This window comes from Arthrobacter sp. LAR12-1-1.1 (assembly GCF_040676555.1).
Lineage (GTDB): Bacteria > Actinomycetota > Actinomycetes > Actinomycetales > Micrococcaceae > Arthrobacter.
In genome coordinates, this window is record NZ_JBEGIG010000012.1 from 124595 (window position 1) to 137323 (window position 12729).

The window sequence follows — 12729 nt, forward strand, 5'->3', positions numbered from 1 at the left end:
AGCAGGGCCCTGAGCTGTTCCTTGACCTGCCAGGCGGACCGTCGCTTGCCGGCTCCTCAAGGTTCATGGGGAAAGTGATTCCCGGATGAGTGTCATGCCGCCGTCCGGGCGGCACTTCTCATGAGAATAACCGATTTGTAGTTCCCTGCGTTGTGGTAGCCGCGGGCGGTGCGATTGATGTGCTTGATGCCGGTGTCATTAGCTTCTACCTTGCCGGTTGTGGCGCCGGTGACAATGAGGACTTCGATCTCATTCCACCACCGGCAGACGGTGCGATAGAGCTTGTTCGTTTCCGGCCGTCCGGCGGCCTGGACCAAGATGTTGAGTTCCTCTTTCGCGGTTGCGGCGTCGGCGAGGGATCCTGTCCGGAGTAGCGCCCCCAGCTGTTTCCTCGACCTTCCACACGGCCTGCAGCTTGCCGGTGGAGTCGTCGTCGGCGAAGACCTCGGCCAGGCAGCGGGCTGAATTTCCGGTGAGCGTGTCGCCGGCGCGCAGGAGCAGCATCCGGTGGGCCCAAGCTTGTCGGCTCACCACGAACCGCGGAGAGCCACCATACCTCGGGGAAGGCCCGCCGGGCCAGGGACAACAGCCGCCGCCAGTACCGGTTGCCGTCAATGACGGCCCCGGCCCGGCGGACCACGGCCCGCCGCAGCGCCAGCTGTCCCGGAGATGCCAGCACCAGCGGTGGCGGGTCGAAGATCTCCCCGGCATGGGTGAGCACTTCGGAGTCGATGACGTCGGATTTGTTCTTGCCCATGATGGCCCCGCGCAGCCGTGAGGAGTGCCGGGCACCGATCATCTCCATCTGACCGCCGGCCCGTTCGACAGCGAGGGTCAGCGCCAGCCAGGTCATCGAGGTTGGTTCCACGAGCGCGGTCACCGGTGCCTGCACGGCGGCCAGCCGCTGTGACAGACGGTCCAGCCCGGCCAGGGTGGGGTCGACCGTGAAACGGCTCAGATGCTCTGTTCCGTCATCAAAAACTCCCGCACCGCGATATGGTGCCGTGCCGTGATGGCCGCGTCGATACCTGCCACTGCCCGCACGAGCCCGGCGGGCTTATCCTGATCCTGCATGATGGTTCTCCTCCTCGCATCGAATACGTGCGATGGGACAACCCGTCGTTGCCGGTCCACCAGCCGAGTCACCAGGCCGGGCATCCCACCCGGGAGAACCGTCATGCGCTAACTGGTGCGCCCGCGGCGACCTCCCTCACACGCCCGCAACTGCTGAGGAAGCGTCGGATACAGCTCCCGCGCTTGTGAGTCATACGGTGCCCGCCCGAACGAAAACCGGTGCTGCGCACCGTTCTCCTCCGGCCACCAATTCCCTCAATCGGGTCTGCTTGGAAGACAGGCCGGGGGCGACGATCTCTTTCACGGGCCATGACGCCCAGCCGAAAACCAGAACCACCCCGGCCCCTCCCAAGGCCACCGTAAACGACGACCACCCCACCTCAACAGGGGTACCTAAGAGATACAAGCCGATTTGCCACCAACTGCGAAGCCGGATTCCCGGACGGCGGGATGACATTCACCCGGGAATCACCCTCCCCCACCAATTGAGGAGCCACAAAGCCGGGGCAGTCCAAGACGACAGGCAAGTGCGGCCCTGCGTCACGGATGCTGAGGCTGCTTGTGCAGAATGTCGTTGCTGGGGGACTTGGCGTGCCGTCGAATACGGCGTCTTACCAAACCGGAGTAGACGCCTAGAGCAATCAATGGAAGACCCGTGTACAAGAGGTAGCCGTAGATGGCTCCTGAGTCGGCGGAAACAGTCCGGAAGACTAAGAGTGTACCGAGATAGGCAAACGCCAGTCGTAGGATCGCACCCGGGGCCTTATCGTATTGAGCGTCAACCCATGATGTGATTCGACCAAGACTGTAATAGCCGATGATAATGCCGATCAGACCAAAGTTCATATACAGCTCTGCCGTGAGGCCTGGAACTATGTGTATGGCGCTGCTCGAGTTCAGCAGTTCCTCACCGGTTATGTTCATGGACATTCGAAGGGGAGGATTAGGGATTCCGACCCCGACGAGCCGCAAAGCACCAAACAAAACGTTTGTGATCCCAGCCAAGAAGGTCTCACCATATAAGAATCCATGCTCGTCAACGTGCGCATCGGCAAGCCCCATTAGTGAGAAACGACCCCACTCCCAATCCAGCCACGTTGCGAGTTGACCCCCGGAGCTAATCGCTCTGGCTTCCGTTGCAGAAAGAATGTACGATACGGCGGCCATAACAGCAGCGGGGAGCGCTAGCCAGCGGACACCGTTTAGCTTTGGCAGCAAGACCAGCAATAAAGGAAGGGCCATAACAATGATCACCGTTCGGCCCCCACTCCATGCGAGCGATAAAACTATTGCGATCATCGACGAGGCGGCCACGATCAGCACAAAGAGCCGTGATTGGCCAAATCTTCCGCTTACCAAGGCTATTGCGGCAAATGAAACCACCCAAACAAACCAGCCAGAAATAAAGCTATATCGGGCGTAGCCCTCGGCAACGGAGATGACTCGAGCTGTATCGATATCTCGCACATAGCCTTGAATTTGAAATATTGAAAACAGTGTTAAGGGCAGCATGGTCAAGCTGAACAGCCATGCGGCCCGTCGTTCACCATTCGTTATCCAGGACCTTTTCGGCTCCCGTAGGCGGGTCGGAACTGCTGAGTTCGAAAGCCCGCGGACGCACGCCAAGCAAAGAGCAGTCAGCCCTAATGTGCTGCCCATGACGGGATTCACAAGGGAATGCGGTTCAATCGATGCAGCCAGATCAAAATATCCTCTGCTCGCACCAGGAATTTCTAAAAGATGAATAATGCCCGAGATTTGGGTCACGAGGACATAATTGATAATGAGCATTGAACGAAAATTTAGAATACTTCCCGTTCGTCGAATAATGTGGATTGCAACGCAAACCGCCATAAATGCAGGAACGACTAGCGTCAGGTACACTAGGATCACAAAATCATTGTCCATCTATATTCTCAAATCTCAACGTCTTCGCCGAGAGTGATCCATTGCGACCCGCAAGCTAATCATTGAATCTCCCGCGCGGAAATGACCTTGCCGGTTGTACTTCTGCGTCACGAAGGGCTCGTTCAAAATTATAAGACACGGGAATTTCCCACTCACCGTCTTGGGCAATTGCATGGTCTGCTGGGTTATCGGCTGTAACGTTTGCTCCGGATTCAGCTTTTTCGTCGTGACTGTAGTAGCTGTATGTGTACGCATCCGGCCCTTTGGAGGGGAGGCGGTTCAGCACTATTCCGAGCACGTTCGCTCCCACCATTTTCAGAGCTTTCAGCGATTTCTCCAGATCTTGGTTTTTTAGTCTGTGGGAACCGACAACGACGACTATTCCACTCACGTGCTGGGACAGGACAGCAGCGTCAGTGACCGGCAGCAGGGGTGGAGCGTCAATTACGACAGTGTCGAAGGTTTGCTCCAGCCTGGATATAAGATCCTTCATTTCCGAAGAGCCGAGAAGCTCGCTGGGGTTGGGCGGAATCTGACCGGACGATAGGACGTAGAGGTTGTCGTCACCCCACGGTTGCAGAAGATCTTCGACGTCCGCAGCCCCTACGAGCGCCGTAGTGAGTCCAGCATTTCTGTCTAAGCCCAGATATTCGCTAATCATTGGTCGTCGAAGGTCTGCATCGATGAGGCACACACTTTGTCCGGCCTGAGCCAGGGCGATGGCTAGATTGGTGGCAGTCGTGGTCTTTCCCTCGCCTGGCACGGAGGACGTCAATAGTACGGTTCTTGCCTGGCCCGAGATGTTGGCGAATTGGAGGTTCGTCCGAAGCTGGCGAAAAGATTCTGCGCGGGGACTCTGAGTTGCCGTCTCGGTGATCAGCGGGCGCTTGACCGCATCCTGATCAAACGTGATTCCACCCAGGAGGGGCGCATCGGTCACCTGACGGAGGTCAGCCTCACCTCGAATCCTGTTGTCAAGGGTGGCGCGGAGCATGCCTAGACCCACTCCGAGACCTGCTCCTATGAGCAAACCAAGGAGGAGATTCAAAGGAGTATTCGGGGCTGTCGGCATCTGTGGGGCTTTGGCTGGCTTCGTGACTGAGAGGCCAACAGGTGATGAACCGCCGTTCTTGGGCCGCTCAAGAGTCTCGATCGTTGCCACGAGGCTGTTTGCGATCGATTGAGCAATCGCAGCGGCCTGGACTGCTGACTCGTCGCTTACGGAGATATTGATCAGAACGGTGTTGAGGTCAGTGCTCGCCTTCACCCTCTTGGCCAGTTCCTCCGCGGACGTCGTTAGTCCCAAACTGTCAATTACAGGTTGAAGTACTAGCGGAGAATCCACTGTTTTTACATACGACTGGACTCGAGCTTGGCTGAATGTGTTGCCTTGCTGGAGTTCCTGAACAGACCCAGAATTAGATATTGCTACGAACAGCTGAGTGTCCGAAACATATGTGGGCTTCGTCAGCACAGACACCGCGCCACCTATGAGCAGCCCTGCCAACGTAGCTGCAACTATTAGAATCCAATTGCGGCGAAGGATGCGCAAGTAGTCGCGTAAGTCCAAATCGGTGTCCCCCTGTGTCGATTTCTGGGGCACCCTGAGCGAATGCCACTAGAACGGCAATATTCGCGCGGTCAGGCCCATTATACCCGGCGTTTGCCGAACGATTTGCGGGTTACTACGGCAGCGTCCGAGGTCGGGGCAACCCCTGGAAGGTGGTCTGGATTGCTGGCGCGGCAAGGATGCAAATGTGTAGGCAAGCGAAGAGCTAAAGAACCATGGTCGGCGATTGGCCGGCCGGATGACCGGGATGGGCGCGGACCCGAATCGGTGCGTGGATCAACTGTGGTCACATCTGGGTTCGGACATTGCCCGGGCTCCCGGCAAAAGTTCTGGATCTAGCGCGCGGCCAGTGGTTACCGCGTATCCACATCCTCAAACACCAGGAACGTCTGGGTGTCCAGGACCCCGGGCATGGACTGCAGCTGGTCGAAGATCACCCGGCGCAGGTCGATGTTGTCCACGGCGCGCACCAGCAGGATGACATCGAAGTCCCCGCCCACCAGCGCAATGTGGTGGACCTCCGGGATGGCGCGCAGGAGTTCGCGCAGCTCGCGCCAGGAATGCTGGCGCACCTTCAGCGTGACGTAGGCAGAAGACTTCAAGCCGGCCTTGATGGGATCCACCAGGGCGGTGAACTTGGTCAGGACGCCCTCGCCGGTGAGCCGGGCAATCCGGGTGTAGGCGTGGGCACGGGAAATGTGGACGTTCTCGGCCACCTGTGTCACGGACATCCGGCCGTCCCGGGTCAGCTCCGCGATGATGTTCCGGTCCACATCGTCCAGCGGCACCGCCGCCTGCTCCGCCTCAAGCTCTGCCATTCGTCTACAACCCCCGCCGGTAATCCAGCTCACACTTACGATTTGTCTTCCAGACTAGGGCAAATTTGTGGACTTCTCCACGATTTGCCGTGGAGGTGGATACGAAACGGCGGCTGGCGGCATACTGGGAAAGATTAGTGGCTACAGAAGGACGGACCAATGACGATCTCCGCAGACCACGCTGCGCAGCAACACGCGCAGCAGGCCGCGCAGCAGAATCCAGCCAGTGACGCCGTGAGCAAGTTCGGCATCACGGTTGAGGACTACATGCTTCCGGCCCGACACCAGATCCAGATGGTCGGCCCCGACGGCACCCTGAATCCGCACACGGAGCAGGGCACCCAGCCCGGGCACGAGTACAGCCTGCCCAGCGAGGCCGAACTGCTGGCCGCCTACGAGCAGCTCGTCGTCGGCCGCCGCGTCAATGACCAGAACTCCGCGCTGGTCCGGCAGGGCCGCATGGCCGTCTACCCTTCAAGCCACGGCCAGGAGGCATGCCAGGTTGCCGCGGCCCTGTGCCTTGCCCAGGGTGACTGGCTGTTCCCCACCTACCGCGACTCCGTGGCCGTGATGGCCCGCGGCGTGGACCCTGTCCAGACGATGACGCTGTTCCGCGGCGACTGGCACGGCGGCTACGACCCCGCCAAGAACAAGGTCGGCATCCAGTGCACCCCGCTGACCACCCAGCTGCTGCACGGCGTCGGCGTTGCCCACGCCGCCAAGCTCCGCGGCGAGGACACCGTGGTCCTGGCCATGTGTGGTGACGGCGCCACAAGCGAAGGCGACTTCCACGAGGCCCTGAACTTCGCCGCCGTCTTCCACCTGCCCGTGGTCTTCTTCGTCCAGAACAACCAGTACGCGATCTCCGTGCCGCTCGCGCACCAGTCCGTCGCGCCGTCGCTGGCCCACAAGGCCGTGGGCTACGGCATGGCCGGCGAACGCGTGGACGGCAACGACGTCGTCGCCCTCCTCGCCGTCCTCGGCCGGGCCGTCAAGCTCGCCCGGGAAGGCTCCGGCCCGCTCCTGGTGGAGGCGCACACCTACCGGATGCAGGCGCACACCAACGCCGACGACGCCACCCGCTACCGGCAGGACAGCGAAGTGGCCGAGTGGGTGGCCAAGGACCCGCTGAGCCGGATGAAGACCTACCTGACGGACCGCGGCCTGCTCGACGACGGCCGCGCCGCCAGGATCGCCGAAAAGGCCGAGGCAGTGGCCACGCAGCTGCGCGAAGGCCTCAGCGAAGAGGTCCCGGTGGAACCGCAGGACCTCTTCAAGTACGTCTTCTCCACCCCCACCCCACAGCTGAAGGAACAGTCAGCCATGCTCGCCGACGAACTGGCCCGCGACGCCGCATCCACCGCAGCCGAATCCACATCTAGGGAGGCCAGCAAATGAGCCCCACCATCACCACGTCCTCCGAAGCGAACGGTAACGTCAGCGCGGCGACCGCCCGCGCGGCCGCCAAAGCTGCAGCCACCGCAGAGTTGACCGGCCCGCAGACCATCACGCTTGCCAAGGCCCTCAACACCGCGATGGCCGACGCCATGCACGCCGACGAGTCGGTCCTGGTATTCGGCGAGGACGTCGGCATGCTCGGCGGGGTCTTCCGCATCACGGACGGGCTCACCAAGACCTTCGGCACGAGCCGTTGCTTCGACACCCCCCTGGCCGAATCCGGGATCGTCGGCATGGCCGTCGGCATGGCCATGAACGGCATGCGCCCGGTCATCGAGATGCAGTTCGACGCGTTCGCCTACCCGGCCTTCGAACAGATCGTCAGCCACGTGGCCAAGATGCACAACCGCACCAAGGGCGCCGTGAAGCTGCCCATGGTCATCCGGGTCCCGTACGCCGGCGGCATCGGGGGAGTGGAGCACCACTGCGACTCCTCCGAGGCCTACTACGCGCACACCGCCGGCCTGAAGGTCTTCACCCCCGCCACCGTGGCCGACGGCTACCGGATGCTCCGCGAAGCCATCGACTCCGACGATCCCGTCATGTTCATGGAGCCCAAAAAGCTGTACTGGTCCAAGGACCAGGTGGACCTGGACGCGCTGCGCGCCGAGCACGCCGAGAACACCGAGCGCGGCACCTCCTCCGAGGGCAGGGCCGCCGTCGCCCGCCCCGGTACCGACGCCACGCTGATCGCCTACGGACCGTCCGTCCCGACGGCGCTCGCCGCCGCGGCCGCCGCCGCCGAGGAAGGCCGCTCGCTGGAAGTGATCGACGTCCGCTCGATCGTCCCGTTCGACGACGAGACCGTCTGCGCCTCGGTCCGCAAGACCGGCCGCGCCGTGGTGATCGCCGAGGCCCACGGCTTCGCGTCTGTCGCCTCGGAAATCGTCGCCCGGGTCCAGGAACGCTGTTTCCACCACCTGGCCGCGCCGATCCGCCGCGTCACCGGCTTCGACGTGCCCTACCCGGCGCCGAAGCTTGAGCACTACTACCTGCCCGGCGTGGACCGCATCCTCGACGCCGTTGACGACCTCCAGTGGGAAGACTGACCATGAGCGAACCGAAAGTATTCCTCCTGCCGGACCTGGGCGAAGGCCTGACCGAGGCCGAACTCGTGAACTGGCTTGTGGCCGTGGGCGACGAGATCCGCGTGGACCAGCCAATCGCCGAGGTGGAGACGGCCAAGTCCATGGTGGAGGTGCCCTCCCCGTACGCCGGCACCGTGGCCGTGCTGCACGGCGAGCCCGGCCAGACGCTGGACGTCGGCAAGCCGCTGATCTCGGTGATGCCGGTTGGTGCTGATGTTTCGGCCGCAGGTGTCGCCGTAGGGAGGCCCGATGCCACTCCCGGGGCGGCATCATCCGCGTCGGCTGGTTTCGCTGCTGTTTCCGCGCCTGCTGCTGTTGCCGCTGAAGCGTACCGCGAGGAGGAGAAGGCCGGGTCTGGCAATGTCCTGATCGGTTATGGGACTCCGGGCGGGCATGGGGTTGCTCGACGGACTCGGGCTCCTAAGCGGGCTGCGGGGGCCGAGCCGATAAACGGGGTGTCTGCTGCCGAGAAGGCTGCCGATGACCTGTTGCTGACGCGGACCAGGGTTCCCGGGAAATTGGGGGCCGTTATTTCTCCGCTGGTCCGCCGGATGGCGCGCGATCATGGGGTCGATTTGGGGGGACTCCAGGGGTCGGGGGCCAGCGGGCTCATCATGCGGCGGGATGTGGAGGCTGTGATCAAGCCGTCTCCGGTGGCTGTGCGCCCGGTGGCTGAGACGGCCGCTCCTGCTGCGCCTGCCGCGGCGTCTATTCTGTCCGATACGGATGCGCGTACCGGGCTGGGCATTTCCGGACGTACTGCCGTCCGGGGCGTCCGCAAGGCTGTGGCGGCGAACATGACGCGCAGCCGGTCCGAGATCCCGGAAGCCACGGTGTGGGTGGACGTGGACGCCACGGCGCTCGTGGAGATGCGCGCCGCGCTGAAGAAGGCCGACCCGCACAACACGCCGGGCCTGCTGGCGTTCATCGCCCGGTTCGTCGTCGCGGGGCTGAAGAAGTACCCGGAGCTGAACACCAGGATCGTGACCACGGAGGACGTGGCCGGCGGCGCCATGCAGGAGATTGTGGCCTTCGACGGCGTCAACCTCGGTTTCGCGGCGCAGACTGACCGCGGACTGATGGTGCCGTCCGTGCGGAACGCGGACAAGCTCAGCGCCCGCGAACTGGACGCGGAGATCCGCCGCCTCACGGCCGTCGTGCGCGAAGGCAAGGCGACCCCGGCGGAACTGGGCAGCGGCACGTTCACGCTGAACAACTACGGCGTGTTCGGTGTGGACGGGTCTGCCGCGATCATCAACCACCCCGAGGTCGGAATCCTCGGCGTCGGGCGGATCATCGACAAGCCCTGGGTGGTCAACGGCGAACTCGCGGTCCGCAAGGTCACCGAACTGACTCTCACGTTCGACCACCGGGTGTGCGACGGCGGCGCGGCCGGCGGTTTCCTGCGCTACGTCGCCGACGCGATCGAGAACCCGGGGTCGGTGCTCGCGGACATGTGAGGTGGGCGGGGCCGTCCGAACCGATCCAATCTAGCCTCCCGGTGACTGAACGGGAAGCCAAGGTTGCTTGGATGCAACGGGTGGTTGAAGCCGCCCTTGCGAACTGTCGGTCGTTGTGGCATGCGGACAGGGCGGGATTTCTGTCACGGCCGGCCGGGGCACTTAACCGGTCTTGCCTGTCCGTAAGCGAGTGATTTGCGCCACTAAATGCCCGTAGTCACTACTCGTGCGCCCATTGCTCCTAGTTCTTAGTCTCGGACCATGGAACAAGGGACATACAACGACAAGTGGCGGCGCAAACGGCCCCGGCTTACGGAACGCGAGATCCAGGACCTCATCGCCCTGATTAATGCAGATGAAAGGGTCACCAAAATATCCGTTGTTGCACCCGTATCCGTGCTAGCTATTATCCGCACGTCCCTAGGGAAGGTTGTGGATCTGCCTGCTGCGATCCTCCGAAGCAAGTCCACCACTTAGCCTGCCGGGCCCGGCACGCTACTTGGCAACCCAGCCGGTCTTACCTAACCAGTCGTATTGCGTCTGCGATGTCTGTTGCGCCTTGCCTCTGATATAGGATCTGGGAATAAAACATAGGGGGAAATGTGGCGCAGTTGACGCTGTCAAGAAGCCAAAGTAAGCAATTCGGAGGCGTCAAGAAATCAGGCTTCAGGCCTGATGTGCAGGGTTTGCGTGCGCTGGCCGTTTTACTGGTGCTCGTCTACCACGCCGGGGCCACGGTCTTCCCAGGTGGATTCGTTGGAGTGGACGTATTCTTTGTCATCTCCGGCTTTCTCATCACGGGCATACTACTCAAAGAGGCGGCCAGTTCAAACAGCATTTCCATTACGGGGTTCTACGCTCGCCGAGCCAAGCGTATCCTTCCCGCCTCTACGCTGGTCCTCATTGTGGTGGCGGCCGCCACTTTCTTCATCTTGCCGCGGACGCGCTGGGATGACACAGCGTGGCAGATCATGGCTAGCGCTTTCAATGTCGTGAACTGGCTATTCGCCGGAAGCGCCGTTGATTACCTCAACAATGATGAGGCCGCAAGCCCTGTCCAACACTTTTGGACGCTAGCTGTGGAAGAGCAGTTCTACCTCTTGTGGCCCCTCCTGTTGGCTGGATGCCTGTTCCTAGCGGGCGGGCGCTCGAGGCGACAGCGGCGGAGGCGCGTGGATTCGGTGAAATTCAAGCGGTGGGCAACTATTGCCGTACTCGCCGTCACCGTACCTTCCCTCGGCTTCTCGGCGTACTACACTGCAGCGAACCCTGGCGCGGCCTACTTTGTTTCAACGACGCGACTGTGGGAGCTTGGCATCGGTGCCATGGTGGCAATTTTCGCCCCGCAGCTTCAGCGTCTTGGCGGTAATACGTCGCGCTTGCTTGGCTGGGGCGGGTTAGCTGCCATTCTGATGGCCGGGGTTTCTTACTCCAGCTCCACACCGTTCCCTGGTGTTGCCGCATGTGTGCCCACACTTGGCGCAGCGGCCGTGATCATCGCTGGCATGGGCGGGCGCGACCGGCTGGGGGTAGGACGAATATTGTCGGTTAGTCCGGCTACGCGCATTGGCGACATCTCGTACTCTCTTTACCTCTGGCACTGGCCCATGATCGTAATCGGCACGTATCTTTTGGGTCAGCTGCAACTGCATCAGGGGCTTCTAATAGTGGCAGCATCTTTTGTACCTGCCTACTTGAGCTATCGCTACGTTGAGACTCCGCTGAAAGACTTTCAGCAGAGCGACGGGGATGCGCTGCAGGTAGGCGCTGTGGCCATTCTGGTGACAGCCGTGATGGCCGTCGGAATCATGGTGCTGCCGAAGCCTGCTGAGCAAGGGGTCTATGTGCCGCCAGTCGCGAGTCCCGGCTCAGCGGTCTCAGCTCCGGTCGCACTGGTCGGTGCAGAATTGCTCGCCAAGGACCCCTCGGTTGGAGAGCCGAAGGACGTAGTCGACGCGTTCATGCCCTCGGCACTGGAAGCTGCGAACGACAACCCGACCGTCTACAAAGACGGCTGCCATCAGGCCGTGACGGAGGTCGAACCTGAGGCTTGTACCTACGGCAAGTCCGGGGCAGACTACCGTGTTGCAGTCGTAGGAGATTCCCATGCGGCTCAATGGGTCCCTGCGCTCACACGCCTCGCCAAAGAGAACGCGTGGCAGGTGGATAGCTACACGAAGTCCTCTTGTCCGTTCGTTGGAACGCCCATCATGGCGGAGGGCAATACACGGGTGTATGACGAATGCACCACTTGGAATAGCAATGTAACGAAAGCGCTGACGGGTCCGGAGCGTCCCGACCTTGTACTCGTCACGGGACAGAGCTACCAAACGACGGGTGAGCAATCGTTTGCCCAAGGATTGGAGTCTGCTTGGACTCGACTTCGTGAGGCGAGCGTCCCATTCGCCGTACTGATGGACACCCCGAGACCTGGCATCAACGTCCCCGAGTGCGTGAGCACGAACCCACAGTCACTCACTAAGTGCGCTGTGGACCGCGAGAAAGCGATGGCGAACGGCTCCGCTGTCCAGCGCGAAGCGGCCGGTGCCATGGGCAAAGTAGAGGAAGTCGACATGACCGACTCCATTTGCCCAGGTACCCGGTGCGCGCCGATCGTCGGCAAAGTGCTCGTTTACCGCGACAGCAACCATTTGACGGCTACATATTCGACAACCCTCGGGCCGGCTCTTGGTGCACGCCTGGCCGAGATTGGCGCACCGGTTGTGAAGGCGCCAACTGCCTCGGCGCCCGCTACACAGACGGACCCGAAGCTTGTGACCGTCGTGGGCGACTCCTACGTTGCCGGGTCGGACATGGGCGGCGTGTCCACGACCAACTGGACATCGCTGGTTGCCCAGCAGCTTCAGGTCTCCGGGCCGATTAGCCTCTCCCGATCCGCCGCCGGCGGCTCCGGCTATGTCGCCCCGGGACCAAAGAACATTGTCTTCGACGAACTGCTCACCACATCGATCGGACCTAAGACCGACCTGATTGTGTTTTTCGGCAGCATCAACGACAGCGGCGCCAACTCGGCGCAGGTGGGCATGGCTGCTGCCAAGGCCTATGCAGATGCGAAGAAGCTGGCACCGAACGCAAAACTGGTTGTCTTCGGCCCCGCCTGGAGCAACCCCAAGGTGCCTGCCAAGATCATTGCCAACAGTCAAGCTCTGCGGAGTGCGGCGGAAGCCGCTGGCGCCACATGGATTGACCCGATTGCCGAGCTGTGGTTCTTCGATAAGCCCTCCCTCATCGGCACGGACAAAACTCATCCGACCGACGAGGGACACGCCTACATGGCGAAGCAGATCCTCCCACACCTTGCCGCAGCTCTTGGGAAACCCTAATTAACGAGC

Annotated in this window: 8 protein-coding genes and 1 pseudogene; 4 read left to right on the forward strand and 5 right to left on the reverse strand. The window is 61.7% G+C overall.

Annotation, left to right across the window (positions count from 1 at the left end; genetic code table 11):
• Positions 1–92: 92 nt before the first annotated feature.
• The 5 genes and pseudogenes from MRBLAR12_RS08635 to MRBLAR12_RS08655 all read right to left on the reverse strand — a co-directional run bounded on the left by MRBLAR12_RS08635 (position 93) and on the right by MRBLAR12_RS08655 (position 5370).
• On the reverse strand, positions 93–467 hold the full coding sequence (locus MRBLAR12_RS08635) for a transposase (protein WP_364745967.1): 375 nt from the start codon (positions 465–467) through the stop codon (positions 93–95).
• A gap of 152 nt (positions 468–619) precedes the next feature.
• Positions 620–958: pseudogene (locus tag MRBLAR12_RS08640) on the reverse strand (IS110 family transposase); the annotation flags it as partial.
• A gap of 656 nt (positions 959–1614) precedes the next feature.
• Positions 1615–2982, reverse strand: a complete 1368-nt coding sequence (locus tag MRBLAR12_RS08645) for a hypothetical protein (protein WP_364745207.1) — start codon at positions 2980–2982, stop codon at positions 1615–1617.
• A gap of 55 nt (positions 2983–3037) precedes the next feature.
• The gene (locus MRBLAR12_RS08650; RefSeq protein WP_364745970.1) at positions 3038–4552 is read right to left on the reverse strand and encodes a polysaccharide biosynthesis tyrosine autokinase; all 1515 of its coding nucleotides are present in this window, start codon (positions 4550–4552) and stop codon (positions 3038–3040) included.
• 353 nt (positions 4553–4905) lie between these two features.
• Positions 4906–5370, reverse strand: a complete 465-nt coding sequence (locus tag MRBLAR12_RS08655) for an Lrp/AsnC family transcriptional regulator (RefSeq protein ID WP_364745208.1) — start codon at positions 5368–5370, stop codon at positions 4906–4908.
• 159 nt (positions 5371–5529) lie between these two features.
• On the opposite strand from MRBLAR12_RS08655, the gene pdhA reads away from it, so the two are divergent.
• The 4 genes from pdhA (at position 5530) to MRBLAR12_RS08675 (ending at position 12720) form a co-directional block, all read left to right on the forward strand.
• Entirely contained in the window at positions 5530–6768 is a 1239-nt protein-coding gene (gene pdhA / locus MRBLAR12_RS08660) for a pyruvate dehydrogenase (acetyl-transferring) E1 component subunit alpha (RefSeq protein WP_364745211.1), read from the forward strand.
• Complete coding sequence (locus MRBLAR12_RS08665) at positions 6765–7877, forward strand: alpha-ketoacid dehydrogenase subunit beta (RefSeq protein ID WP_364745214.1); 1113 nt, start codon at positions 6765–6767, stop codon at positions 7875–7877. Before pdhA ends, MRBLAR12_RS08665 begins: the two co-directional genes overlap by 4 nt.
• 2 nt (positions 7878–7879) lie before the next feature.
• The gene (locus MRBLAR12_RS08670; RefSeq protein ID WP_364745217.1) at positions 7880–9376 is read left to right on the forward strand and encodes a dihydrolipoamide acetyltransferase family protein; all 1497 of its coding nucleotides are present in this window, start codon (positions 7880–7882) and stop codon (positions 9374–9376) included.
• Between the two features lie 602 nt (positions 9377–9978).
• Positions 9979–12720 (forward strand): SGNH hydrolase domain-containing protein, encoded by a 2742-nt coding sequence (locus MRBLAR12_RS08675; RefSeq protein WP_364745220.1) that lies wholly within the window; start codon positions 9979–9981, stop codon positions 12718–12720.
• Positions 12721–12729 lie beyond the last annotated feature (9 nt).

What these genes read in the sequence shown, in the direction of transcription:
- MRBLAR12_RS08665 (WP_364745214.1), top strand. Translation starts at nt 6,765, where the DNA reads ATGAGCCCCACCATCACCACGTCCTCCGAAGCGAACGGTAACGTCAGC.
- pdhA (WP_364745211.1), top strand. Translation starts at nt 5,530, where the DNA reads ATGACGATCTCCGCAGACCACGCTGCGCAGCAACACGCGCAGCAGGCC.
- MRBLAR12_RS08670 (WP_364745217.1), top strand. Translation starts at nt 7,880, where the DNA reads ATGAGCGAACCGAAAGTATTCCTCCTGCCGGACCTGGGCGAAGGCCTG.
- MRBLAR12_RS08655 (WP_364745208.1), bottom strand. Translation starts at nt 5,370, where the DNA reads ATGGCAGAGCTTGAGGCGGAGCAGGCGGCGGTGCCGCTGGACGATGTG.
- MRBLAR12_RS08645 (WP_364745207.1), bottom strand. Translation starts at nt 2,982, where the DNA reads ATGGACAATGATTTTGTGATCCTAGTGTACCTGACGCTAGTCGTTCCT.